At 36.5% G+C, this 24923-nt stretch carries 26 protein-coding genes and 1 pseudogene; 3 read left to right on the top strand and 24 right to left on the bottom strand.

From position 1 onward, the window contains the following. Window positions 1–19: 19 nt before the first annotated feature. The 9 genes from BLS20_RS00850 to BLS20_RS00815 all read right to left on the bottom strand — a co-directional run bounded on the left by BLS20_RS00850 (window position 20) and on the right by BLS20_RS00815 (window position 8447). The gene (locus BLS20_RS00850; RefSeq protein WP_090171048.1) at window positions 20–793 is read right to left on the bottom strand and encodes a class II glutamine amidotransferase; all 774 of its coding nucleotides are present in this window, start codon (window positions 791–793) and stop codon (window positions 20–22) included. 5 nt (window positions 794–798) lie between these two features. Then, complete coding sequence (locus BLS20_RS00845) at window positions 799–2070, bottom strand: hypothetical protein (protein ID WP_090171045.1); 1272 nt, start codon at window positions 2068–2070, stop codon at window positions 799–801. 362 nt (window positions 2071–2432) lie between these two features. Further along, entirely contained in the window at window positions 2433–2657 is a 225-nt protein-coding gene (locus BLS20_RS00840) for a MerR family transcriptional regulator (RefSeq protein WP_090171043.1), read from the bottom strand. 197 nt (window positions 2658–2854) lie between these two features. Next, window positions 2855–3004, bottom strand: a complete 150-nt coding sequence (locus BLS20_RS13605) for a hypothetical protein (RefSeq protein WP_176762220.1) — start codon at window positions 3002–3004, stop codon at window positions 2855–2857. A gap of 35 nt (window positions 3005–3039) precedes the next feature. Beyond that, a complete protein-coding gene (locus tag BLS20_RS00835) occupies window positions 3040–3522 on the bottom strand; it encodes a hypothetical protein (protein ID WP_090171040.1) in 483 nt (160 codons plus the stop codon). Between the two features lie 194 nt (window positions 3523–3716). Further along, entirely contained in the window at window positions 3717–5579 is a 1863-nt protein-coding gene (locus BLS20_RS00830; RefSeq protein ID WP_090171037.1) for an AAA family ATPase, read from the bottom strand. Between the two features lie 397 nt (window positions 5580–5976). Further along, window positions 5977–6306: an HNH endonuclease gene (locus BLS20_RS00825; protein ID WP_090171035.1), complete on the bottom strand. Its 330-nt coding sequence runs from the start codon at window positions 6304–6306 to the stop codon at window positions 5977–5979. Between the two features lie 533 nt (window positions 6307–6839). Then, a complete protein-coding gene (locus BLS20_RS00820; protein WP_176762219.1) occupies window positions 6840–7346 on the bottom strand; it encodes an ATP-binding protein in 507 nt (168 codons plus the stop codon). Between the two features lie 126 nt (window positions 7347–7472). Next, window positions 7473–8447: an Abi family protein gene (locus BLS20_RS00815; protein ID WP_090171029.1), complete on the bottom strand. Its 975-nt coding sequence runs from the start codon at window positions 8445–8447 to the stop codon at window positions 7473–7475. A 489-nt stretch (window positions 8448–8936) separates the two neighbouring features. Between BLS20_RS00815 and BLS20_RS00810 the strand changes: the two genes are divergently transcribed. Beyond that, window positions 8937–10349 carry an Ig-like domain-containing protein gene (locus BLS20_RS00810; protein WP_090171026.1) on the top strand — a complete coding sequence of 471 codons (1413 nt, stop codon included), beginning with the start codon at window positions 8937–8939 and terminating at the stop codon, window positions 10347–10349. A gap of 103 nt (window positions 10350–10452) precedes the next feature. Beyond that, on the top strand, window positions 10453–10644 hold the full coding sequence (locus BLS20_RS00805; protein WP_090171024.1) for a hypothetical protein: 192 nt from the start codon (window positions 10453–10455) through the stop codon (window positions 10642–10644). On the opposite strand, the gene BLS20_RS00800 is transcribed toward BLS20_RS00805, so the two are convergent. From BLS20_RS00800 to BLS20_RS13990, 14 genes and pseudogenes are all read right to left on the bottom strand, one after another. Continuing rightward, complete coding sequence (locus BLS20_RS00800; protein ID WP_090171021.1) at window positions 10631–10855, bottom strand: DUF6462 family protein; 225 nt, start codon at window positions 10853–10855, stop codon at window positions 10631–10633. The two genes, BLS20_RS00805 and BLS20_RS00800, sit on opposite strands and share 14 nt — an antisense overlap. A gap of 827 nt (window positions 10856–11682) precedes the next feature. Beyond that, a complete protein-coding gene (locus tag BLS20_RS00795) occupies window positions 11683–13239 on the bottom strand; it encodes an SIR2 family protein (RefSeq protein WP_090171018.1) in 1557 nt (518 codons plus the stop codon). Then, window positions 13236–13823, bottom strand: coding sequence for a 5-methylcytosine restriction system specificity protein McrC (locus BLS20_RS00790; RefSeq protein WP_090171015.1), 588 nt, complete (start codon window positions 13821–13823; stop codon window positions 13236–13238). Before BLS20_RS00790 ends, BLS20_RS00795 begins: the two co-directional genes overlap by 4 nt. Window positions 13824–14224: 401 nt before the next feature. Then, on the bottom strand, window positions 14225–14737 hold the full coding sequence (locus BLS20_RS00785) for a hypothetical protein (RefSeq protein ID WP_143010203.1): 513 nt from the start codon (window positions 14735–14737) through the stop codon (window positions 14225–14227). 86 nt (window positions 14738–14823) lie between these two features. Further along, window positions 14824–15627 (bottom strand): protein-ADP-ribose hydrolase, encoded by an 804-nt coding sequence (locus tag BLS20_RS00780; protein ID WP_090171009.1) that lies wholly within the window; start codon window positions 15625–15627, stop codon window positions 14824–14826. Window positions 15628–15667: 40 nt separating this feature from the next. After that, the gene (locus BLS20_RS00775) at window positions 15668–16342 is read right to left on the bottom strand and encodes a 4Fe-4S binding protein (RefSeq protein WP_090171006.1); all 675 of its coding nucleotides are present in this window, start codon (window positions 16340–16342) and stop codon (window positions 15668–15670) included. A gap of 54 nt (window positions 16343–16396) precedes the next feature. Next, the gene (locus BLS20_RS00770) at window positions 16397–16618 is read right to left on the bottom strand and encodes a hypothetical protein (protein WP_341443167.1); all 222 of its coding nucleotides are present in this window, start codon (window positions 16616–16618) and stop codon (window positions 16397–16399) included. Between the two features lie 58 nt (window positions 16619–16676). After that, window positions 16677–17120 (bottom strand): Rrf2 family transcriptional regulator, encoded by a 444-nt coding sequence (locus BLS20_RS00765; RefSeq protein ID WP_090171000.1) that lies wholly within the window; start codon window positions 17118–17120, stop codon window positions 16677–16679. A 74-nt stretch (window positions 17121–17194) separates the two neighbouring features. After that, window positions 17195–17827, bottom strand: a complete 633-nt coding sequence (locus tag BLS20_RS00760) for an NAD(P)-dependent oxidoreductase (RefSeq protein ID WP_090170996.1) — start codon at window positions 17825–17827, stop codon at window positions 17195–17197. A gap of 220 nt (window positions 17828–18047) precedes the next feature. Then, a pseudogene (locus tag BLS20_RS00755) lies at window positions 18048–18158 on the bottom strand (flavodoxin family protein); the annotation flags it as partial. Window positions 18159–18715: 557 nt separating this feature from the next. Continuing rightward, window positions 18716–19948 (bottom strand): tyrosine-type recombinase/integrase, encoded by a 1233-nt coding sequence (locus tag BLS20_RS00750; RefSeq protein ID WP_090009187.1) that lies wholly within the window; start codon window positions 19946–19948, stop codon window positions 18716–18718. Window positions 19949–20075: 127 nt separating this feature from the next. Continuing rightward, on the bottom strand, window positions 20076–20294 hold the full coding sequence (locus tag BLS20_RS00745; RefSeq protein ID WP_031557962.1) for a DUF6462 family protein: 219 nt from the start codon (window positions 20292–20294) through the stop codon (window positions 20076–20078). Between the two features lie 14 nt (window positions 20295–20308). Beyond that, window positions 20309–21400 (bottom strand): hypothetical protein, encoded by a 1092-nt coding sequence (locus BLS20_RS00740; RefSeq protein WP_090170993.1) that lies wholly within the window; start codon window positions 21398–21400, stop codon window positions 20309–20311. Window positions 21401–21905: 505 nt separating this feature from the next. Beyond that, window positions 21906–22040 carry a hypothetical protein gene (locus BLS20_RS13990; RefSeq protein WP_278286148.1) on the bottom strand — a complete coding sequence of 45 codons (135 nt, stop codon included), beginning with the start codon at window positions 22038–22040 and terminating at the stop codon, window positions 21906–21908. A gap of 383 nt (window positions 22041–22423) precedes the next feature. On the opposite strand from BLS20_RS13990, the gene BLS20_RS00735 reads away from it, so the two are divergent. Beyond that, window positions 22424–23611: a CGNR zinc finger domain-containing protein gene (locus tag BLS20_RS00735; RefSeq protein WP_090170990.1), complete on the top strand. Its 1188-nt coding sequence runs from the start codon at window positions 22424–22426 to the stop codon at window positions 23609–23611. 16 nt (window positions 23612–23627) lie between these two features. Here BLS20_RS00735 and BLS20_RS00730 read toward each other — a convergent pair whose 3' ends face one another. Beyond that, complete coding sequence (locus BLS20_RS00730; protein WP_090170986.1) at window positions 23628–24923, bottom strand: LlaJI family restriction endonuclease; 1296 nt, start codon at window positions 24921–24923, stop codon at window positions 23628–23630.

Below are 24923 nucleotides of genomic sequence, written 5' to 3'. Positions count from 1 at the left end.
TAATATGCATCCTTTGTTTCTAAAGTTCTGAGAATATCTGATAAATGAATTTCATGTTTTCTTCGCTGTCCAAATATTCATTATTATGATTTTGTCCTTCATAAACCAACTTTCCATCTTTATAAATCAATAGTCTTGTAAATGGAACCGGTTGCCATTCCTCATTAGTAAACGGATAAGTTGCAAAAAAGATTTCTCCCTGCTTTTGCAGATAATAAAGAGAATCTCTGTAATTCGTATGGATATACGTATACTCACCATCATATAAAACTAAATTTAATTTATTTCCTTTTGCCATGTTTCCAATAAGACAATCAATAATAGTAAAACGTTCTTTTGAATTAAGTGTTTTATCTCCTGTTTCTGTCTGATTTATTTTGTCTATAAGATATAATAAAATTCTTTCACTATCCGTATCACCCTTTTGCAACTTAACATACTTATGCAGGGGAGGATAGTCAAAAATTGTTCCATTATGAATTAAAGTCCATCTTCTTCCTCTGTTGTCCTTCTTACTAAAAGGATGACAATTACGAAACTCAATATTACCGATTGTTGCATATCTTATATGAGCAAAAACATTCTTTTCCGCAATAGGCTGAGACAATCTCTCTTTTAAGTAATTGCTCTTTGTTGCCTGCATTGGTTCTTTTTCAATTACTGCCTCATTACCATTCAATACAGCAAATCCCCAACCATGCGGATTTGTATTACTACGACCATAAAATTCTTTTAAATAATTATTTATAACTGTACTGCTGTTTTCTGAGCTATAAGCAAATAATTCACACATACTTCCTACCTCGTTTTAGCATATTTTTCTGCCAAATCACATCCATTTTTCACATACTCATTTTTAAATAAATCTCTAACTTTGACAGCATATCTTTCTTGAACATTAATAACTTTATTCTTTTGATATCTGATAATTTCTACTGCCTTTTCATTCCCAACTTCCAAATAAAACTTTTCAATTTCATTTAGGATCTTTAATGATATGTCCCTAACATTTTCTGATTTGTTCCATCCTGTTTCAATTAAAATTTTGCTATCATCATATAACGCTGCCTTTTGTACATTTTTTATTGCCTTCACCTGCTCAGAGTCCTCAAATTTCATATCCTCCAATATCGATAGATATACAAGCAGATAATGCAAGAATAATGCATCTTCTTTTTTGAAACCAATGTCAGATAGCGGATTTAGATCAATGGTTCTAAGTTCAATATGATTGATACCATTTTCTTCAAGAGCTTCAAGTGTATTTTTTCCTTTAGGCTTAAGTCTCACCGGATAATACAATTCCGCAGACGTTTTTAATTGACCTGATTCTATATATTCCTTAATGCTATTAACATATTCATGAAGATTTTCGTAATTTAAAATCGGAACAAAATCATTCCAATATCCTATTTCACTGCATCTTGCAGAAGCATATTTACTATATATATCCTTTCCCAAATCTTCTTCTTTGATAAATGAGCCGTCAAATAGCGGACTTGCAGCTGTAAGATGTACAATAAGCCAGCTGTATCTCACCGCATTTTTTGCCAGATTCAGGTAAAATTTATCCTTAAATGTCCGGTAAGATTCATCGTCACTTTCTTTATATAACAGTTCTAAATATTCGTCCGCAAAAGAAAAATTAAAATGAATCCCGGAAAACAGCATTTTCATTTTTCCATATTTAGATGCAAGATATTCTCTATATAATTCTTTACCTTTAAGTTTTCCGTCAAACTTTGCAATTGGGACATCCTGCTCTCCTCTTACATATGGAGGATTTGAAAAATTCCATATATACTCCTTGCCTGATTTAAGACTATACAAACGCTTAACTGCAATATTGTGAAATTGAGAAAGCTGCTCATATGCTTCATCAACACTGCCAAAGGCATCTGTAATAATCTCAATCTGATTTTCACAAAAATCTCTATCAATATTCAAAATATCAGTAAATGGGTGCTCTGTATGAGAAAGAAAGCCCTTCTCATTAACTCTTAGACTTTCTTTTTCAATTCCAAAACGCCCTAGAAATAAATACTCGTTTATTTTATTCTTTTGAGTCATTTTCAATTCTTTTTCTCCCAATAAATATTTATTTCAATTCAAGTAATTTTTGGAGCTTGAATTGTTTCTCTAAGGTGAAAAAAAGAAGCATCAATATTGACACTTCTCTCATACCTAATACTTATTTTCTTAAAGTTTAATCATTTATTATTGGCATACATAATTAACCTATATCTGAGAAGCTCTTTATGAAATTTGCGATAATGGCAAACAGCCATGAAACAACAAATGCTCATAGCATAATGCATGTATTCACACATTCTGTTAACATTTTTTGTAAAAACCATCATGACCTCACTTCTCCTGTTTTCCTGTTTTTCCTATCGGGTTAATAGGTATTATATGTAAAAATTTTTTATTTATCAAGACTTTATTCCAAAAAAATGCAGGGTAGTTAAAATCTTATGAATTTTTAAAGAACGCGCAAAAGTTTTTGCATCTTCTGGCTTATTTGCAGTATCCGGTATCAGCCACATTCGGCTTTTCTTTATAGCTCCTTCTATTCTTCCTTCTTTACAAAGAACAACTACTCTTCTAGCGATTATTCCCGATTTCTCTGCTACTTCAGATATGGTTAAATATTCCATGCATAATCCTCCGTTAAACTTGCATAATATAACAATTATTTTTTATTTTCTCAAAGGAATAATAGCAAGAAAAACTCAAAAAATAACAAACCCTCCACAAGTCATGTCAAAATGCTGATTGTTTTCACTACCTTTGACATTCCCAGGAGGGTTTGTTTTATAATAGCCAAGCACACTTAAGCATAAGCGTGCTTTCGCTACTTTATATTCTTTTTTAACTGAGTGTATTCTCTAAGTTTATAAATAATGGTCGCAATTTCCGACCACTCAGGTCGATTTTCATTCAAAAACAGGTCATCGTGAATCTGTGTGGTCAGGCGAATGCCGTCCACTTTCTGACTATACATCCGCAATATATTATTATTTGCGGATATTTGGTAAACTACAATTGCTTTAAAAAATCCGCGATCTCTACGAGCTTTCTCCCGTCGTGCAGATGACTGTAGGTGATCTTGAATTCCGCCAAGGGAAGTGCTTTGAGGCTTGTATCAAAGACCTCGTATTCCCTGCGCATCATATGGATCGTCAGGATGTCCCGCTTATGCTTCTCGGAATCATCGGACTCCTTCAAGATGTTCCCGGAGAAATTGCACTCCTCGATGGCATCGCGGATCATGATATGCTCAATCGCTTTTGCAGCTGTCGGACCGCTGCGATGACTGGTCTGGATCCTCACGCCTAGGTCGTCATCATTTTTCTTCCGTCTGTTGTATTCAACCTCGAAGAGGATCCGGTTGAACAGTCCGGTTTCGTAGCAGTCCACTAACTGTGGAAAGATACTATAGTTCTTGTAGCTCAGTCGGAAGCGTTTACGGGGAGTTGCTTTCCCGTAGCTTTCCACCAACTTGTCTTCTGTAATGCACATGTTCGCACCTCCATTTTCTTTCTTGGAGGTCAGGCTTGCCGGCCCCTGTCACCTCTTGCTTACACATGCAATTCTACGGAACTCTATGTAAAAAGTCGTTCCCCAAACAGATAACCGAAAGTTAACCGAGAGACAACTATCGATATAAATGTATTAAAAAAGGACCTCCGAAGAGATCCTTAAAACATATGTTTTTATTCAGTTCTTATCTTTACTTTTTTTCCTGAGAATGCTATCCCAAATTTAATGATATCCGCTACACCCTCCTCACGCATTTCTGTGTCATACCCTTTTTTATTGATCTGATCAAGAGCTTCTGCAGATAAGGCATCCAGTTCCTCATCGTTCAGATCTTTATCCCATTTTAATTCCATGATCATTCCCGGATATTTATTTTCCCTGGGGAACAGGCTGATATCATATCGTCCGTCGCCGGACTCTCTGTTTGACCTGATCCGATACTGATTATCCATCAAAGCGATAAGCCCAAGAACCAGCCCATGATAAAACCCCTCCGCTCCGGCATCATAGAAGCTGATACTCTTCTTTAAGTATTCTCCGATTCCGTCCTGCAGTTTCTTTGTATCCTGTGCATAAAGACTCTCAGCGATCTTATTGGCTGTAGCTCTTCCCATTGCACCGATCTGCATCAGATGCGACAGGATCTCACTCTTATATACTGCCGCTATCTCACGGTTCGGTATCGAAACCTCGCAGAGCCACGCTCCATCACCTTGCAATTCTTTCTTCGGAGTTTTCAGATATCCGGCCACCAGAAGCAGACTGTAGATATTTGCAGGATCTTCCGCAAGTGATCTGTACACCACGTTCTGATCGATCCTCGCAATGACACGATCTCCTTGAAGAAGAGAATACAGTTTCTCAGTGATATCATCCGTTGCTGTATTCAGTACATCTTCCAGTACCTCGTTTTTTCCGGTGTTCACCCAGTATGCCTGCGGCAAGCATCCTCTTGACAAGTAATTGATCACTGACCACGGGTTATAAATTTCCTTGTTCCCGAAGAAATATCCATCATACCAGCTCCGAAGTTCCTCCTCCTTATCAGATGCTCCGTAATAAGCAAGCATTTCAGCCACTTCGGATTCAGTGAAGCCAAAGAAACCATCGTACTCCTCGTCCATCACTGAATTAACAGTAAGATTATTTAAACCGCTGAAAATGCTCTCCTGCGCTATCCGAAGTATTCCGGTCAGGAATCCATATGACAGGTTGCTGTTATCCTTGAACGCCCCGGAAAAAAAGTTCCTCATGAATCCGATGATCTCATCATAGAACTCTTTCGAATACCCTTCCTGGATCGGAGTATCGTACTCATCAATGATGATGATCGGAGCTTTTTTGTAATGAATTGCAAGCATTTTGGAAAGCTTTTGAAGAGAAGCCGAAAGCTCTACTTCATTCGCCTGTCCGTTTAATACTTTCTCAAAATAGTTTTTCTCATACTTTTCGAGTTTATCACTGTTTTGTAGTTCAGAATGTCTTCCGAATTCTTCCTGTAGCAACCCGGAGATCTTTGCAAAGGTTGCTTCCCAGGAATCATATTTTACATCTTTAAATGTCAGAAATATCACAGGATACTTCCCCTGATGCTTTCTGTATTCATCCCCGCACTTCCAGATTGCTTTGTCCGTAAAATACCTGCTTGTATCTTCATCGGATATTTCAAAGAAAACCCGAAGCATATCCATATTCAGGGTCTTTCCAAAACGTCTTGGTCTTGTAAATAATGAGACAAAAGCTTTACGATCAAGAAACTCTTTGATCAGAAGAGTTTTGTCCACATAATAGTATTCTAACTGTGCACGGATATAATCCGATATTCCTACCGGAAGTGGTTTTTTTTCATTCTCTACTCCCGACTTGATATATCGTCCTGTAACGATACGCTTATCAGCCGGTCGCTTTGCATCATCCGGTATCTGCCATCTCTTACCTACCTTAACAGCTCCGGGAATCATACCTTCCTTGCAGAATCCCGTCACTCTACGCTCCGATATTCCCCATACCATAGCCATTTGCTTGCAGGATTTCATATGGACATACCCCCTTTTATCATCTCCTACAGTATAAACATTATTCGGAAGGATGTCAATTTGCATTTGATATCCTTCCGAATATATTTCCGAACAAAGTCATCTTTACGATAAACGCCCAAATCGAAAGATTGTGCGGTTATACAAGAACCTTCATCTGCTTCAGAAGCATCTCTCTTACAGTATCATCCTTTATTCCCTGTAATATACACAGTGCTTCCTTTTCAAACGGATCCTTTTCTTCTTCAAAGCCAAGCAGATAATCCGGCGTCGTGTAAAGAGCCCTGGCAATCTCAGCAACAACTCCCGGAAGATTACCTGCGATTATTACATTGATGATAAAGCCGTTTTACCGGCAATGGTAAACGCCTAGAGCTCACCAATGAAGGTGAGCTCCTTATATTTTTACTTCTCTCGGAATCTTCTGCATTGTTTTGCAATCCCTGCACTCATGCCAGGTATATCCATTTTCCTCTCGCCATTTCTTAACATCCTCCGGTGAACAACCTTTCTGTTTTGCCAGTGCTTCATCAGCTTGCGCAAAGTTGGATGTTCGATCATCGGTGAAATCATCTATTTCAACTTCTCCCTTTGAAACAGGCGAGAAATCCGGATCGCCATCTTTATATTCGATCCCTTCTATTCCATATTTATCAAGAATTTCTCCCCAAGTGAGACCATCGGGGTTATATCTCGTAGGGATTGCTTCTCTATTCGGTCTCCACATAGAGTTACCTCTAGATCCATCCCAGCTTCCATTATGCCCCTCTATCGGACATCCTGAAACACCGCTTTCATACGCCTCAGCTTTTACAATCAGATCATCATCTTCCTCGTCCTCTATGATATCACTATTTCCGGTATATCTATGATGCTCAATATGCCCAGCATAAGGTTTATTTTTGATACAATTCTTTGGGTTTGCAGTGTGAAAAATCCTCGATCTGGTGCATAAAAAAGAGCTACCGCCGTGCAGTAACCCTTGGAACTATTGTTTTTGATTTAAAACCGTGCACTTAGTTTAAATACTAACGATTATCTTTAAATTTCAAAAAAGGGTGCACTCATACCTTTCGATTGATAGACATGTATATGCACCCATAGTTTTAGTAGTTCTGTTTATTATTGCTAGCTTTACTTACAATAAAAATCTATATTTTCCTTTACCCATTCCTTCTACAGGAACAATAATCTTCAGTTCATCCTCCATTCTTTTCAAATATGCGGTAGCTGTTACCTCCGAACAACCAAGGACTTCTACTACACGAGAATTCCAAAAACCTCTGTTCCAATTTCCTCATACAGCTTCAAAATGTTTTGTTTTATTTTTTTTGTATATCCCGAATCCAAGATTTTTTGCTTAAAATCTTTGGTTTCGTTCTCAATCCAAACTTTTTTCTTTGGTTTGGTTCCATTTTTAATTTCGAAATATTCTTCATTTACAGGAATGACTACAGAGGTTACATTGTCATTTATGTCAAAAGTCTTATAAAAAAGATCCGGAGAACCATTTTCTCGCATTGATCTTTTTGCTTCCCCGATACCTGTTCCGAAGGACTCTATAATACCTAATGCTTTAAACATATCCCGGATTTCAGGATTTTCTGTATCGCGCTCATTAAAGAATGTTCTCTCATTCAAATCACTAATACGGATGGGCGGTAACGGTTTATTATAATTCACAATATTTATTTGTTTTTCTGATATATATATTTGGATAGGCTTACCATTTTCATAATTATTATGGACAATTGCATTTGCCAGCAATTCTTTTTTGTGTTCTATATAACAAAAAAGGAAGCCACCGAGTGACTTCCCCAGTGCAGTCCAAAAACGTACACCTCTTTCGCTTACGATATTCTACCACATGCCAACATGAAAAATCAATAATTTTTACGAATTTAAATAGGTTTCTAACGCAGTTATTTTTACTGAAACGTTGTTAGGAATAATCATACTATAAATATTTGGACTAACTGAACCCTTTAACTTTGCATTCTCATTTTTGAATGTTTTTACTAATTGTTTTGTCCTTGTTCCGCCAAAATCTATTCTCTTTAACAAGCAACATAAAACAATAATATAATCTATCAAAGAATACAATGTAATATTCTGTATACCAGTCTCCTTTTCAGTCCACTTTTTTAATACGGAACCAATATTTCTATCTTTAAATCTGGTATCAAAAATCACGTTATTATGAGCCACCGCATTTCTCAATGCTTTAATTGTATAAAGCATATTTGAAAGTAAATTTCGATTTGTGTCAATAGCAACATCTAACATACCAAGCTGCTTAAGGATTGATTCTCGAGATGACAAGTTCAAGCACTCAAAAAAAGACGCTAAGTCGCTTAAATATAGTATCTCAAAAACAACCCAAAGAGGAATATCTTCACCCCTATTATAAAAGTGCCGAATCATCTGGTTGTCTTTTTTCTCTTCATCATGATAACGAGCTGACAACTTGGAATACACCGCATTCCTAAGTTTTAAACGTTTTGATTGCAATTTTGCATTCGATGAGTAATCATTCATACGCTCTTTAAAAACATGATCAAAAGTCCCAAATCTAAGGCCTTGCACAGATTCATTACATACTATATTCTTTATGGCAGTTTCTATAAACATCAAATTTGAATAGAGTGCTTCCTTCATGTTGTTATCATATTCAATAACTGCCACCACCTCTGAAAAATCCGTATATGGCAACTGATTACTGTTATTCTTATAGAATCTGTAACCCTTATATCCATGATAGTAGCCATAGCTAATCAATTGTTGTTTTTGCCTACTACCAGAAATATTTACATTACACTCATTTCTTAAATGTCGCATTAATCCATTTATTGTTTGCGGTGACTTCATCTTTCCCCCCATAATCTAAATAATTTAAAATTATATCACCCACAAGCGAATAACTCAATAATTCGCCAAAATTGAAATTTTAAATTCCACCTCCCGATTACCAAATCAAGAAAAAATAGACCAGGAACAAGCCTCGCTTACTAAAATACCGGATTCTTTTAAAAAAATAATAATAACAGGAGGAAATACGCCGGTGTGGAGAAACGATCAAGGCATAACTGTTATGGGATTATTTGACTTTTTATTAAATGAAAATAGTTTGGATTATTAGTGTAAGAAAAGATGATACATTTTTGAAAAAAACAAGGGTACAACGGTAAAGAAAAAGAGGTTGTATATATAGATCATCCGACGGATGCGGGCGGTGTGATATTTGTAAAATAATTTTGGCGGATGTAAAAGTGGGGTAAGTACCATTGACGAAAATTTTTCCGGCTGATAGAATCAAATAGAACGAAGGTACTATCAACTGGATTGAAAGGAGAGAATATGAAAAAAAACAAGATGATGAAACTTGCTTCTATGGCTTTAACGGGAATCATGGCTTTATCTCTTACGTTTGCCACATCCCTGGTGTCACTTTCCGCCGATGAAACGAATATATTAAGCGGAATTTATACCAGCCTAACCGCCAATTCGGATTATCAGAATTTGATTAGCAGTTACGAAGGATATGCCACGATTAAGACTGCTTATTCGGAGAGTGATGGGTGTATTGCAATAACGATTACTCCGGCAAGCGGTTATGAAGATGAGATTGACAGCGGGACAGCAGCCTTTTATTTAGATGACAATTCCTGGATTTATACGGATGTCGCAAGTGATAATGACATCTGGACCTATATAATTTTCGGTTATATTGCGGAAGCCCTTGCTGATTATTATAAAATGGATTCAAATTTAGTAACGGGATATATTACGGCAGTGGATTCCACTTCTGAAGATACCGATAATGCAAGCGGTACCTATTACACCAGAGTACCGAATACAGAGACGGCCACACCCCGGTTGTCATTGTATGCCGGCGAAGCCTGGAATGAAGATACCATAAATGAGGTACTGGATGCTGCGTATTTTAACGGCACTGTAATTTCCAATTTGGGGATTACAAAATTAACCAATGAAAGCATCTCTTCCCTCTATAATATGGGAAAATACTGCGTATATATGGAAGGTGATAAAAACACCTTTACCATGACTTTGGCGGAGTATAACGGATACGATGCAAATGGAGCGACATCTGTTGTAAATCTTATTAAAACACTTAAACCCGCCGGCTATAAAACTTTTGATTATAGCAGCGGCACAAACAAAAGCAAAGGTGTGTGGAGCGTGTCCACACCGACAGGAGATGCGATTCCTGAGGCTTTGTCAGACATTGGGTCCGGCTATACGCTTGTCCAGGTGAGTTTTGCAACGCCTTATTTTTACAACGGAAGTTCGGTTTCTTTAAAAGCCGGAGGTACCGAATATCTTACCGTAATGAACGGAACCGTAAAGAAGTGGTCCTCTTCCAATAAGAAAGTGGCAAAAGTATCGAACAGCGGAGTTGTGACCGGTCTGAAAAAGGGAACTGCAATCATAACGGCAACCTTAAAAAGCGGAACAAAGATTACCTGTAAGGTTAATGTGAAAAGCAGCCCAACACTAAAAGTGAATGGAAAGAAATACGTAAAAAGCAAAACTTACAAAATCAAAAAAGGCAAATACCTGAAGGTGAAGATTACGGGAAAAGCGGATTCCGTAAAGAATGTATATAAAAGCTCGAAAACCAAGATTGCAAAGGTTAAGTCAAGAAAGAATGCCACCACCGTAAAAATAATAGGTCTGAAAAAAGGAAAATCCGTGATTACCATTAAGGTAAACGGTGTAACCTACAAGATAAAAGTAAAAGTTTCTTAAAAACCCAAAACGCTGCCGGAAAAAACGGCAGCGTTTTGTTTGTCCTGCGATTGGAAGATTCTAATGTGGATAAGAAAGAAGTGCAAAAAAAAATAAATTTATTTTGTTGAAAATTCTTGTCACAAATCGTGGTTCCCATTCGTCAAATGAATCCGGAGATAATAATAACGGCGCCGGAAACACAGAGGGGAATTACGAAACCATAACGGAATTGCAAAAGAACAGTGGTGGAGAGACAATTTCTGCTCAAGTTTTGCAGAAAAAAGATCAGGCAGATGATATCAAAGTTCTCTAAGCTGTTCCTTATAAACTTCTTCGAAAACAATTCTGTCAATCAATTGTGCTTTTCTAATTTCAAAAAATGCATTAGCAGCTCTAGCCATCTTTCTACACTGTGTTTCTGAGAGATCATATTTCTCACACATTGTTTCTTCAGTCACAAATCTTGGTACCGAATATTCTTTGAGATAATCAATCTCAGGAGCTTTTATCTTTTTCTTTCCCACGGCTTTTCTCCTTTCATAAAATTTGTAAGGTTCGAGAAAACATAAAAGACATCCCGATTAGTATTTCTACTAATTGAAATGTCTTTAATGATTCTCATACAAGTTGTTCCTTGTTTGAGATAGTTATTAAATTGAAATTATTTGACACAAAGGACAACAAACTGTTTTGCATATTGCTTCACATGTGTCCCTTATGTTTTGCATATTTGTAATAATGCGTGTCGTACTAATATGGAACTTTCCGATTCCCTGTCATATCAATGCATATTGCGTCAAAAATTCGTAGTCAAAAAAATATCACTGACGTAAATTTCTTTCGCACAATGCATCCGTATGCAGAGCAAAGATAAGAGTCTTTTTACAGATGCCGTCAAAAACATCCTCGTAGCCCCATTTGAACTACAATGTTATTCTAACACGTTCTCCTGTGCGTATAAAGTGAAATATAGGCGCATAGTAGTACAAATCAAGTCTTTTTTGTGTTCTATACAACAAAAAAGGAAGCCACCGAGTGACTTCCCCAGTGCAGTCCGAAAACGTACACCTCTTTCGCTTACGTTAAGCTACCACATGCCAACATGAAAAATCAATAATTTTTACGAATTTAAATAGGCATTTTCTATCACTTTAAGATTAGTTCTCATCAAATATCAAAAACATATTTACATAATCATATCCTAATTGTATAATTAACAGGAACTAGATTACATAACGTTTTTGCTTTCGGTGTCTATTTATAGATGCTTAATTCAAAAGCGTTGATGACGGAATTACAAGGGCTTCACGAGCGGTGTTTGTTTACAAATGCTTTAGTCGTGAAGTTCTTTTTATTTCCGCCACTTTAAATAGTCATATACCAATATCAATCTTCTAATATGGCTTCTTGTTCCATCTGGAGCAGTTTCTAATACATTAGCATCATTAGAAAAAATTTCTTGTAATATTTTTTCTAATTCAGATACATCTATCTTGTCTTCAGGCAGATGTGAAATCAATCTTGTCGCTCTTTCTAACGATAATTTCTCTTGATTCCATATTTGTGTCACTGATGTATATTGACCTAAACATCTCCTATTTCGCTTTATTGTATTAGATATGATGTGTTCAAAGTCCAATGCCGCAGCAACTTTTTCACATTCCTCGAATTTCTTAGTAGCCTCATTTAAGTATTTATTTATTGGTAATCGGCCTGAGTTCTGCTTTATCAACGAAGGAAATGCATATTCCAAAAGATCATCAGCTGTAAAATCAAGATCGTTTAATATGATATTTCTATACCACTCATTTGGTCTTATTCCTCTAAGTCCCTTGAGTCCGTAATCCGACATTCTTCCAATTGATAAAACTAATTCCTCATCTCCTACCCTTTTATCGTCCAATGCTGCCACTCTCAAATGTCCCGTTGGTACACTTGTGATAGTATAGTCATAAATCTCCTGTTTAAATCTTCGCAAAATCTTAACAGGCAATTTAGCTCTTTTGTTCTCTAAAGCCTTATATAATAGCATAAAATCTGACAATATCACTCTTTTCATTGAAAGAGGTTTATCTCCTTCCATAATCACATAAGGCGTGATTTCAGTTCCAACAAAATTTTCCCTATACTCTACAAATATAAATCTGTCTTCCAACATTTTAAGCTGCTCATCATTTAAGCATTCAACTATAGCTTTTATGATGTTGATGATATTAGAATCACTTATAGAATAGCCCATAAATATTATTGGATATTCCATAAAAATCGTAAGAAGCTTTGCTGCAAGATATGCGCTTTTAGATTCAAACTCAACATAGTCATCCTCATTGATCACTATACTGTCAGGCTTATCTATGTCCCCATGTATTTTATATATTTCAGCCACACCTTGTAATGCAGAAAAAATAAGCTCATTTTGTCCTACATAAGTCGAATATCCACCAAAAATTTGTTCAAGAAGTTTATCATAATTTGTAGTAATAACCCCTGATATACTCCTTTCAGACAGTTGCCTGAGTTCATCTAACTCCTCTTTATAACTATCTTGTCTCAGACAATTGTTTCTTATATACTCTGCGATTTCGACCTTAAATGGAGATACCCCTCTATGTATTGCTTCTAATGCGTGTTCATCAGCTGTTCTAATAGCTGGTTCTGCAAACCATTTTGCATCGTAATCCTTTTGAATTAACTCAGCAATCTTTGGCATAATTCCAGCCTTGCATTCATCAGATTTTGCTTTATTTTCAAAAGCATTATATGCAAATTCATCCTTTCCTAGCTGATTAACAAAATGCTTTAAAAGTCCTTTCCAATCTGGAAGATTTAGATATCTTCTAGACATTCCGGAACCCACAAATAAAAAGGGGGTTGTATTAAAATTCTCCACCAATTCTTCCATTGTCATACTCTCTTCCCTCCAACCATATTAAATAGCTTCATAAACTCAATTTCACTATCTTTTATCTTAATTTCAAAATCCTGGTAATTGATTGTGTTTCGTGGTATTTTCAAGCCATGCTTTATAAGGCTAACATCATCTCTGGCTACAACATTATCTTCAAAAGTAGAACCTCTATTCAACCTCAGCTCTTTATCTTCCTGATCTGCAGCTTCAGGATAAAAATAAAAGGCTTTCTTAGCATCAAACCTAAACATATACGCTAAAAGCTGCAGGTAATCATGATTAGCAATATTGCTTATAGGCTTGTACTTTGCATCCGCTATTATTCGATTATCTGCATCTTTTCCTATAAAATCAGGATAGATAAGACCTGTTTTACCGCTAAAAAGCCACTGCTTATCCTTCCCTGCTTTATTCATTGGATGATAAAAATAATCATCAACAAGAGTATTTATATACTCTTCCCATAGCCATGCTCCATCAAACAGGATTCCATATAAACACTTTATAAAAAACATATCAAGCCACGCATTTCTATAAGACATTTCCGTAGCAGACTTATTATCCACCTTAATTTCCGTTATCATTTCATAAGGATTATATTTAATATGTTTTTTTCATAATATCGAATCCACGCACACAGATTCGATATAATCCCCCTGGCTTCGCAACCACATTTCAATTTCCTTCCCAAACACCTCCGCGCAAATAGTATACTCGCCGTTTTCTTCCAACGAATCTTCCTCCCACACATACTATGTGTATAAAAAATCACATATCTTTAAGACATAAATCGTTATTACCTCTAATAGTATACGGTACTCTCTACAAAATGTTTTCGTATATAAGTTTTATCATTATTATAGCCACAATCACGATAATAATTATAGTCCAAATTGTATGCGCAATTCAAGACATTGGCGCAATATTGTCAAACATAATCATTGACTCTCTTCATCACAACCTTACGCATTTTTTGAGACTTAACTCATATGTTCTCACACTTTTCGATCATACCATACAAAAGCATGTAATCAATACAATGTGATTCTGGCCAAAGATATTTGCATTTTTCGCAAGCCGATACAGCCTCCGGAGTGATCCTCGCTTTTTCTATATATTTCTCCCATTTCCATTTTTCATTGACAGCTTTTCCTTTTCTCACAAAATCAGCGATTTCATAAGACAGCGTCAATTCATTGTCGTTTTTATAAAGAAATCTAAAAAGCTCTTCCCTTGAAGAGAACCGCCGTCCTTCATTTGATTCATAAGTACTGTGTGCTCTGCACATTCCTATAACCGCATCATAAAAAGATAGCGGCTCAGATACTTGCCGGCCAATTGTCTCTCCTTCAATCCGGATCCACACATTTTTTACCAATCTCCAGTCAAGGTCTTTCCAGACTGTAGCCGACAACTCTGCAAGATTAAACTCCTTCTTTTGTAATAATCCCACTAAATAATCTGCCGATTTTAAAGAATAAAACAAAATACGTATCATCTGCAGCATATTCTGATTTTATTCGTAGACATGAGAATCTTCATGTTCCTTTCTCTATAGTTTCCTGATAACCATTAGGCATATCATCATATAAGTTTTTCATAAATGGCCTTATCCTCATCTTTGAAAACATTAAATATCACCCTTTCTACCTTACCGGGATTATCACGGAGCCATTCTGATACAGTCTTAACCGCAATCTCAGCTGCTTTTTTATTTGGAAAACGAAATACCCCTGTTGAAATACAGCAAAAAGCAACGCTCTTCAGGCCATTTTCAGCACACATATCCAAAGTGTTTCTATAGCAGTTCTCCAAATCCTTTTCCAATTCCGGAGTAAGTTTGTATTGTACGATTGGGCCTACTATATGAATCACTTTCTTTGCCGGAAGATTATACGCTTCAGTGAGCATTGGAACGGCGGTCGGCTGTTCATAGTCTCGTCCATATCTGATCCGGAGTTCATTCATCTGCCTGTTGCACTCAGCTCTTAATTGCACTCCTGCAAAAGTATGGATACAGTTATCTATGCAAGTATGCATCGGGACAAAACAACCGAGCATCTGCGAATTAGCCGCATTCACAATAGCATCCACCGAAAGTCTTGTGATATCTCCTTGCCAGATAGAAAGTCCATCCCTGATAACTGGGATGTCTGATAGGTTCACCACACCCTTTTCAGTCGCTCTTTCTGTCAGATATTCATCCTGTACTTTCATTACTTCAGAGGACAATTCTTTTGGCATACGGATGTTCATAAGCGACCTTAAGATTCGTCTTTTATCTTCCGTACTAGTTGGAGTCTGTAATTCCTTATATTCAGCAGAATCTGCCTTGAACTCTTCTACAAGATAATCAAGACGTTCTTCCTGTTTTGTATTCTTTGACATAGCTTTCATCTCCTCTAATAACGACAGTTTATTATCTGACTCAGTCCGCACGGACCCGATCCCGTAACTCGGCAAAATACGCCTCGAACGGTATCTGGCTCCTAATTATCGCCCCTGTGGGACAGGCGCTCATACAATTACCACAGTGCAGACAATGTTCCTGCTCTATGACATACGGAATCCTGGTAGTAATGATACAGCTCTGGGGACAAACAGATAAGCAGCTTCCGCATCCGGTACAATTATCTGTGACAAAATATCCTTCCCGCTTAATTTCTACTTTTCCAAAGTGAAAGGATGCCCTTTCTATAGGCTTCTTGGAGAGATCGAACCACTCACCAGTTCCCTCATATATCTGAAATACTGTTAGTGCCTTCATGGATTCTTCCGTCGGATATATCTGATGCATGTATGGATTTTTCTTAAATAGCTCCGGTATCTTGTCATGTCCAAGGTCTCTTACTTTACCACGGATGGATACTGCAACACTTGACATGGTATCCTCACCCTTCATTGCCGTAAGCGAAAGAAACTGTCTTTTTATCAGCCTGTCATAAAATCCTTTTCCTTTCGCTGTAAGGAAATATAAACTGTCATTATCATAATCCATCATATCTATAGCAGCTGTGACAGGAAGACCTTCATCATCTACCGTTGCCACAATAGTTGTATGGATTTCTTCCACTATGTATTTCAGATATTCCTTAGTTTCCATATTCCACATCCTTCTAAAAAAAGACTCTGAAGTAAACACCTCAGAGTCTCATCCTTAAGCTTCTTTTGCCAATGCAAGAAATCCTCTCTTTTTCAGACGACCATAAAAACCTTTACACTTTGCCGTAAGGAAATACAGACCATTTTCATCGCTGTCCATCATATCAATGGTGGCAGTCACAGGCCGCCCATCGTCATCAACCGTAGTAACAATGGTCGTGTGAATGATATTCGAAATGTATAAAGGTACTCTTTTGGCTCCATAATGATCCACCATCCAAAAAGATCTCCGTAGATTGTTCTACGGAGACCTCATTTTCCACCCAATTGTTCCTTTAAGTCCCCTCGCTTAAAATTTCTTTGCGAGTGTCCTCTACAACATCTGCAAGGGTAATCCGCTTCAATTCATCTTCCATAGCCTGTTGAACTTTCAAAAGTTTACCGTCAATGGACTTGTGAATATTCCTGCCCACAGGACATTCTATGTTCGGATTTTCATGAAAGTGGAACAGTCCTTCGTCATTTACACAATCAACAGCCTTATAGACATCAAAAAATGTTGTCTCGGACAATTCTTTTGCAAGTGTGATTCCGCTCTTTCCCTGGCTGATATCAATAATACCAGCCTCCTTGAGACTTCCCATAACATTCCGAACAATGACAGGATTGGCTCCGACACTACCTGCAAGGAAATTACTCGTCACCGTCTCTGTCTCACTAAAGTAGTCAATAGCAGTGATAACATGAACCGCTATCGTAAATTTACTTGTAATCTGCATTAATCCAACCTCCTGCATGTAATATATGTCATTACATGTCGTCTGTCAATACAGATATTGCCAGCTGTCTTTAATTATTCCCTCACAACACTGATTCTCTGCTGGATGTGGTTACCCTTTTCAATTTCGTCAACCATAGCAATGGCATAGTCCGCATAGCTGATAATGCTCTCGCCCTTGCTATTAAGTGTCAGTTCCTCTCCTGCAAGAATATACTTTCCGCTTCGCTCGCCGTCGGCCTGGAAATCTCCTGCCGGACTGATAAACGTCCAATTAACGTCATTCCTGTCACGCAGTTTCGCCAGTTCCTCCCCCTGAGCCTTAGCAAGAGGCATGAACTCGCTCGGGAAATCAGGTCCATCACACACAACTACTGTATGCTCCGGATTAACATAAAGACTTCCTGCTCCACCTACAATAAGAAGGCGTGTACCTGTACCCGAAAGAATATCGCAAAGGTGCTGCGAAGTCTTTACGTGCATAGGTTGCTCCTCGTCCTTCCATGCTCCGAATCCATCTACTACAGCTTCGAAGCCTGCCAAATCTTCCTTTGTAAGATCCATGATATCCTTCTTGATGTATGTTGCTGCACCAGATTTGTTTTCATCCTCACGCGCAAAGGCAGTCACATCAAATCCTCTCTCCTGTGCTTCCTTGACTACTTTCTGTGCTACACGGCCATTTGCTGCTACTACTGCAATCTTCATATTGAAATCCTCCTTGTTGTTCATGTAATACTTTGTGTTACAAGTGGATATTAACACGCTTTCATCAACTTGTCAACTATTTTATTACATGTATAACAAAAAAAATACATCTAGCGTTTTTTCTCTTTCCAAAAGTATAATTAAATGATTCTTCCACTCCTTTCTGCAGATCCATAAACGCCTCTGCTATTTCCGATAAGCCGCCATGCCGATCACGATACCGCATGATCTGCAGTCCTTCTTCATCCTGCTTTACTTCCTCTGGCGTATTCCCATGCACCATATTCCAGTACCTGGATGTTGCAATCGGCTTATTTCCGATCCAGAAATAATCTGTTACGATTCCTAGTTTCAACATAAATACTTCCAAAAAGAATAACAAACCCTCCACAGGTCATGACAAAATGCTGATTGTTTTCACTACTTTTGACATTCCCGGGAGGGTTTGATTTGTAATAGTCAAGCCCACTTAAGAATAAGTGGGCTCGTCTACGATTCACATATTTAATTGTAACCCATATCGTTAGATTTCATTCGCATGATTTACAGCAATCCGTCAGTTGAGCGTATATTTCTTCATATCAACTTACGAATTTGTTGTAGTAAGCGTTGTAGTTGTATACAACTCATCCTCTGAAACCCTTGATTTTACGGCATTTTATTTGTCTAACTGTTTCAATGTTGGGAACAAAATTCTTTGCTCTTACATATCGTTCCAAGCAATGTACGAATCAATCCGTACTACTATATATGGGTTTTTCATATCAATCCGTATTTGTCCGTATCATCAAAAAACTTTACGGTCAAATATGTGTCAATCTGTACTTTTCCCATGCACTAACGCTGTTCAAATATGTCCAAATAACTTCTCATTAAAGACATATCTATCTATTTAATTATAACTCTTCCTTCAAGATTATTCAACACTTCCTGCTTCTGCTCTGCAGTACAATCAGCATAGATATTCATAGTTGTAGAAATATCCGAGTGCCCCATTATACTCTGGATTACTTTTAGATTAGTTTCACTCTCACATAGTCTTGTGCAGAATGTATGCCTCAATATATGGCAGCTAAAGTCTGGTAGTAATATAGGACTTCTTTTTTCTTTCCTTGCCAACTGAGTTTCTTCCTTATTATATGCTTCACAAATTCTCTTAATTGCATTATTCACAGATTCAGGCGTATAGACATTCCCTTTTGCAGAAGAAAACACAAATCCAGAATAATCATCTACAACTGACTGGCAAAAACCTGTGCACTTCTGTATTTCATATTCCATCAAAAATGCCTCTCTTACTTCCGGCAACATTGGTATAGTTCTTATACCAGCCTCTGTTTTAGGTGTCTGAATAGAATGAACTACTTTTCCTTCTGCATTCGGTCTATAAATAAGGTTATGATTCACACTGATGTAGTTTTCATCAAAATTCAAATCATCCCATCTAAGCCCTAAGCATTCAGAAATACGCATCCCTGTTCCGAGTAACACCGTAATAACTGGATACCATCCGCTATATGTATCACTTTCCTCCACATAGTTTAGCAAAGCTTTTTGCTGCGGAACAGTTAGCGCTGTCTTCTTTTTAGGAGCCCAAGATTTATTCTTCTTAATTTCAGCCATTACACCTTCTGTCGGATTCACTCTTATAAGCTGATCTCTAATTGCCATCTGAAAAACAGGATGAAGCAAACACTGAACACTATCTACTGTATTCGCTTTAAGTCCTTTTTTGAGTATCAAGTCATAGTAAAAGTCTTTTACGTCAGAGTATTTCACTCTCGACAACTTCAGTTTACCAAAACCATTTCTAACCCAGCGATCATAACAGTAAATGTAATTATTCCTAGTTGTATCTTTTAGGTCATACTTCTGCTTTATATACTTATCCCACAGCTGATTTACAGTCACAACATTGGCTGCTAAAGGATCTATTCCATCTTCTAAGTCATAGATAAGCTGCTTCTCACGCTTACGCAAAGCCTGCAGATTGGTTGAATAAATTGTTTTTCTCTCACCTCTTGGATTTGTCCAAGAATAGCTATATCTACCATCCTTTCTATAACATTCACCATTTTTTAACGTATGTCCTTGCGGATCTTTCCTCATTCTATAAGCCATTTTATTACCTCCAATTCACTTATAAAATAGGAACAACTACGCTTTTACCCTACATAATCATTATAAATCGACTATGTAAATCTCGCAAAAACGTAGCTGCTCCAAATTAGTCCATATTAGTACTTTTTTATGAATACATATCTTCTATGTACTGATTTAATACTTCTAGATTCACGAGACACACGCCTTTTATCTTTCTTACCGCTCCAGCCTCTTTAGCAAGGTCCATGAAACCATGGACCCCCATTGAGTAAAGTTCTGCACCTTCGTTGTATCTAACATATTTCTTTTGCCCTGTTCGAACATCAAATTCTAAACTCTCTACTGGTTTTCTCTTATATGCCATATCTATATCCTCCATTAACGCAATCCAAACTGTGTCGAAAGTTCATCCCAAGTTTCACCCAAAATCTGTGTAAGACTCGACATTACATCATACTCATCAAGTCCCTTTTCCTTCACAAATTCTACAATTAAATCCCTGCAGCGAACTCTCTGATGAGTGATAAAGTTCACATCGATATGTTCTACATTGCATAATACGATTGGACCGCCCTGAATAACTGAACCATTCTTTCGTGGAGCATCAATCTTAACATCGCTAGTAACTAAATGTTTCTTGCCAATGACATCTTCCTTCACAATCTTAAGGAAGTCAGCGTCACACGCTAACTGTGCTAATGTGATATCATCATACTTTTCTGAGCAAAATCCAAAATTCTGGCAGAAGATAAATCTCTGCATTGGACGTAGCTTATTAACGAAAGCATGAAATGTATCTGTTACATTCTGTGATGCAATGTAAAGTTCTTCCATCTCTGTTGCATAATCACAGTTGTTCTCAATATCTTCCATTCCTGCTCTACTCATCATTAACGATATTGTCTTTGCAATATCTTTGACCGAAAGCTGTGTCGCGGACACTTCTTTCATGTTTGCGAAGATGTCCTCAGCTGTAATATCATCAGCATCAATATCAAAATTACTTGTGATGTAACGCTGAGTCTTCTTAATGATGCTTTTTTTGTATCCCGCTCTCTTAGAAACACCATTTTCATTGTTTGTAACAGTTCTTGCTGGGTCCTTAGTATAAATCTTTACAAAGGTTCTAAATGAGCAGGTACCTTCGGTCTCTTTATAAGAAGGGTTGTTGAATTTGTGGAAGTTCTTCCATACTTCCAAATAAAGCTGATTGAGATAATCATCTGCAATTGCCTTCATGCCATTCTTGCGAATGTAATAACATCCCTCTTCTTTAATAGTAGGCATCATAATACCAAAGACATAATCAGCTACTTCTCTCTTCTCTTCTTCTGATAAGAGCTCTCTAAGGCTAAATCCAAATTCAGGTAATTCAACTCCATTACGGATTGAATCAATCACCTTTGCCATTCTTGTGAGGTAGTCTGCCTTGCACTCCTCTACTGGATTAAAATAAAAGCTGTTAATCATATTAAATTTCCTCCTTGTTTTCGCTTTCAAAATTCATGTGGACAACGGTCCAAATGAATCTGCAGAAATTTGCGGAGAAAATTTTTAATTGTGTTTTCATATTTCTCCTCCGCGTTTCTGCTAGTTACTTGTGTCTCCAGAAACGTCTGTGGGAGGAGAACGACTCCGATAAGTTGCGAGCATAAAAAAAGCCCCTTTCCACTGAGCTCACTGAACTCACGAAAAGGGGCAAAGGATTGGCTAATGACCTGGGACCTATGCTTCTCTGATCCCTAAAATTGGCATGAAGAAGCAAGGCTATCTCAAAGCAATCCCACCAATTCCGGTGCTTACTAATTGCTTTGATATATCCCTTACCCCTTATAGCGCTAACTTCAGGGTTCAGTATTTTGTTGTTTATATTACTAATATGGTTGTTTTTCTCCGGTTCCCAAAAAAAAAGGAGCCAGGACAAACGAATTTCATCGTTTGTTCCGACTCCAATTAGCCTTTACAGTTTACCTTTTTAAACTGCAACTGTTTTCTTTTTTACTTCGAACACTTTAATTGTGCCATCTTTTGTGCCTTTTATTTCTACGTTATTACCTCGTTTAATAATGGCATAAATTTTTTCAATAACAGCTTTATCACTATTACTCATCTCGATAACCTCCTTTATATTGGTCTCGTTACTTCTGAACGTGATGAATCGATCAGAAAAGTGGTAAACCCACCAAACATACAAACACTTGTTCGTATGTTTATAATATATCATAAGACACAACTAAATTCAAGCTACTAAGATTCGAAGTCGGAAAAACGATATTCATTTGTTGATTTTATTATCGTTCATCCGAATTAGTAATAGAAGATATCAAGTTTTAGCATTACTATTCTAGTTTTGTAATGTCTTTTCACTTGTAAAGTTATGTATTTAGAGTTATTATATAATCATTACATTACTTTTATCATTACTATTTTGTTTTGTTAGTTAATATAGTGTTATATCAGAAATTATATAATGACCATGAAAGGAATCCATATATGCCAAAAATAATAGAAAATTTTTATGAAAATAATATATTTACATTTGATTCTTATTCAGTAGATTGTGTAACAGACACTATTCATGAAAATCCCAATCAGCCACCCAAAAGCGTTTATAAACTAATGTCAAATACTACTAATCAGCTTCATTTTGCATATGCCGCCCAAAAAGGTCTAGTAAAACTAAATTCTAATGGAACAATATCAGACAGTAATATTCTTGGTAGTTTCATTGCTTTAAAAAACAACGACTCCGAATATGCTGCGTTTTTTAAGAAATATGGTTTCATTTTTCCTATAAGTAATGAAACTTTTGAAGAAATACACCCTAAAGACATAGAAACTATTATCAACCGGTTAAAGTATACTGTTGAGTTAATGTCTGGAATAAGCAGCATTAGAAAAAATTATAATAAATTTGCAGCGTTAATTATTCTTCTGCTTTTTTCAGAAGGCACCTCTATTAAAACCAGCTTAATAAACAAGCCTTATAACACTTGTACTCATAAAGAAGCAAGCCTTATTGAAGACCCATCAGAAATCCCAACTCGAAATGACATACAAATTATACGTCCTAGTAACACTGATTATTATGTTTACGATAGTATATTAGAAAAAAGTGTTAGTTTTGATATTAGTTTTTATAATAGCACAATAGGCGGATATGAATCAGACACCACCAAAGCGAATTTATTATATCTATATGTCAACTATTATAATGATACTAATTTAAATTCTAGAAAATGTATTGAGTTGTTATACCATCTCCTTTATGATTTTGGAGAGATAAATGACATCACTGAAAAGGGGATTATATATCAAGATGATTCCGTTCAATTTAGTCCGGAGATTCAAAGCGCTATTATAGATGTTGCAAAATATGTTATAGGAAACGAGATTAATGCGAACCTGTCAGGAATATATCCTGTATATAATACTGATACAATGTCCCCTTCTTGGAAAGTTGATTCATTATTAAGCGCCTTATATTTCTCACTGTTTTATATAAAACCAGATATGGAACTTTACAGACAATGCGCAAACCCACGATGCGGTAAATATTTTTTGGTTAAGACAACATCCACTCGAACAAAATACTGCAGTTCTGCCTGTTGTAACCGTGTAACACAAGACACTTATCGTAGAACAAAACGTACTAAGAAAGAACAAAAAAAAGACATCTAACCGATGTCTTTTTTCTTTACGGTGCCGGAACTTTATCCCTATTTAAAACAAGCTCTATACACTCTGATAAATTCACTTTATCCTTTACATTATTGCCCAAATAATGGTACATCAAATATCTAGTATCTAAAACAATACCTTGAATTCTTTCATAATTCTTCATTGGATCTTTATATTTCCAATCACCTACAGCTTCACCTATATTGCCCATATGCGAAGTAATTGCAAAACGATTATTCGCGCTATTAAAAGGCATCACAAATGCGTTAAATAAAGAATCGTTATTTATACCTTTACTTGTCTCCAAATATTCTCCATATGTAATCTGCTTATTTATATCTGAACCATTGGGTAAATCGTCTGCCTCTGCAGTTCTGCCATATTTATAACATTTAGCATCTAGCACATAATATTTATTGTTATAAATCATTATTGAATCCGGTATTAACGGTCTCTTTATTTTATTTTCGCCATAATCAAGCAACCATCTTGTTCTAGGAAAATATTGTTCCTTGTTTTCTACTCCAAATGCTGCATCAATTAACTTTTCCCAAACATGATCAAAATCATCCGTTCCAAAGTAGAATTGCCTTTCTGTAGTCTTTTCATCAACATATTCTAACATGCTCTTCATTGATTTAAACAAAGTTTTCTTTTTATCGTCATTCGTAGATTGTAACTTCGTATTCACAATGCTAATAGATGTTTTGATATCTGGATGTTCTCCTGGGACCTCTGGCATATAAGGCACATATAACCATCCTAATTTTTCAAATGCCTCATATACACAGTACCTATTAATTTGAGTTATTTGTTTATTATAGTTTGGCAAAGAACTACGCACTGTAAAATCTGTAAAAATAAATGAACTGATTCCATTTTTAGTCTGTACTAATGGGGTTTGCTCTTTTACAGTTTTCGTCCAATCCTGCGTTCCTTTAGCACTTGTTTTAAACACAGGATCCGTTTCCACATAATAATTTGAATTATTATCCAAAAAATACTCTATTACATTTCGATATGCATTTATTGGAAAATCAACTGTTTGTGGCGCTGCAAATTTATTAACTGCAAGTAAACGATCTTCTTTGGATGTAAATTCCGATAATATCTGTATCAAATTCTTGATATCTTTCCTAATTTGGATATCGTTATCCGGCAAATCATATCCTATAGGGAAATATACCATAACTTCATCAGAATCAGCCTTTATTCCAACAAATCTGTCTCCATCTTCATTCGTATTGACTTTACAATGCTTTTTTATATCGTCATCCTTCTTTTCTGGACCTAGTATATCTTCTAATGTCAT

The organism is Eubacterium oxidoreducens (assembly GCF_900104415.1).
GTDB classification, from domain to species: domain Bacteria; phylum Bacillota; class Clostridia; order Lachnospirales; family Lachnospiraceae; genus Eubacterium_C; species Eubacterium_C oxidoreducens.
This window is presented reverse-complemented; position numbering and strand designations above follow the sequence as displayed.

Coding starts and splice junctions, on each gene's coding strand:
- BLS20_RS00775 (WP_090171006.1), bottom strand. CDS start 16,342: ATGGAAACTAAGGAATATCTGAAATACATAGTGGAAGAAATCCATACA.
- BLS20_RS00730 (WP_090170986.1), bottom strand. CDS start 24,923: ATGACATTAGAAGATATACTAGGTCCAGAAAAGAAGGATGACGATATA.
- BLS20_RS00830 (WP_090171037.1), bottom strand. CDS start 5,579: ATGAAATCCTGCAAGCAAATGGCTATGGTATGGGGAATATCGGAGCGT.
- BLS20_RS00765 (WP_090171000.1), bottom strand. CDS start 17,120: ATGCAGATTACAAGTAAATTTACGATAGCGGTTCATGTTATCACTGCT.
- BLS20_RS00840 (WP_090171043.1), bottom strand. CDS start 2,657: ATGGAATATTTAACCATATCTGAAGTAGCAGAGAAATCGGGAATAATC.
- BLS20_RS13605 (WP_176762220.1), bottom strand. CDS start 3,004: ATGTATAGTCAGAAAGTGGACGGCATTCGCCTGACCACACAGATTCAC.
- BLS20_RS00740 (WP_090170993.1), bottom strand. CDS start 21,400: ATGATTAACAGCTTTTATTTTAATCCAGTAGAGGAGTGCAAGGCAGAC.
- BLS20_RS00735 (WP_090170990.1), top strand. CDS start 22,424: ATGCCAAAAATAATAGAAAATTTTTATGAAAATAATATATTTACATTT.
- BLS20_RS13990 (WP_278286148.1), bottom strand. CDS start 22,040: ATGAGTAATAGTGATAAAGCTGTTATTGAAAAAATTTATGCCATTATT.
- BLS20_RS00810 (WP_090171026.1), top strand. CDS start 8,937: ATGAAAAAAAACAAGATGATGAAACTTGCTTCTATGGCTTTAACGGGA.
- BLS20_RS00785 (WP_143010203.1), bottom strand. CDS start 14,737: ATGATACGTATTTTGTTTTATTCTTTAAAATCGGCAGATTATTTAGTG.
- BLS20_RS00795 (WP_090171018.1), bottom strand. CDS start 13,239: ATGACAATGGAAGAATTGGTGGAGAATTTTAATACAACCCCCTTTTTA.
- BLS20_RS00790 (WP_090171015.1), bottom strand. CDS start 13,823: ATGATAACGGAAATTAAGGTGGATAATAAGTCTGCTACGGAAATGTCT.
- BLS20_RS00825 (WP_090171035.1), bottom strand. CDS start 6,306: ATGTGGAGACCGAATAGAGAAGCAATCCCTACGAGATATAACCCCGAT.
- BLS20_RS00815 (WP_090171029.1), bottom strand. CDS start 8,447: ATGAAGTCACCGCAAACAATAAATGGATTAATGCGACATTTAAGAAAT.
- BLS20_RS00835 (WP_090171040.1), bottom strand. CDS start 3,522: ATGTGCATTACAGAAGACAAGTTGGTGGAAAGCTACGGGAAAGCAACT.
- BLS20_RS00750 (WP_090009187.1), bottom strand. CDS start 19,948: ATGGCTTATAGAATGAGGAAAGATCCGCAAGGACATACGTTAAAAAAT.
- BLS20_RS00745 (WP_031557962.1), bottom strand. CDS start 20,294: ATGGCATATAAGAGAAAACCAGTAGAGAGTTTAGAATTTGATGTTCGA.
- BLS20_RS00845 (WP_090171045.1), bottom strand. CDS start 2,070: ATGACTCAAAAGAATAAAATAAACGAGTATTTATTTCTAGGGCGTTTT.
- BLS20_RS00780 (WP_090171009.1), bottom strand. CDS start 15,627: ATGTCAAAGAATACAAAACAGGAAGAACGTCTTGATTATCTTGTAGAA.
- BLS20_RS00770 (WP_341443167.1), bottom strand. CDS start 16,618: ATGGTGGATCATTATGGAGCCAAAAGAGTACCTTTATACATTTCGAAT.
- BLS20_RS00850 (WP_090171048.1), bottom strand. CDS start 793: ATGTGTGAATTATTTGCTTATAGCTCAGAAAACAGCAGTACAGTTATA.
- BLS20_RS00760 (WP_090170996.1), bottom strand. CDS start 17,827: ATGAAGATTGCAGTAGTAGCAGCAAATGGCCGTGTAGCACAGAAAGTA.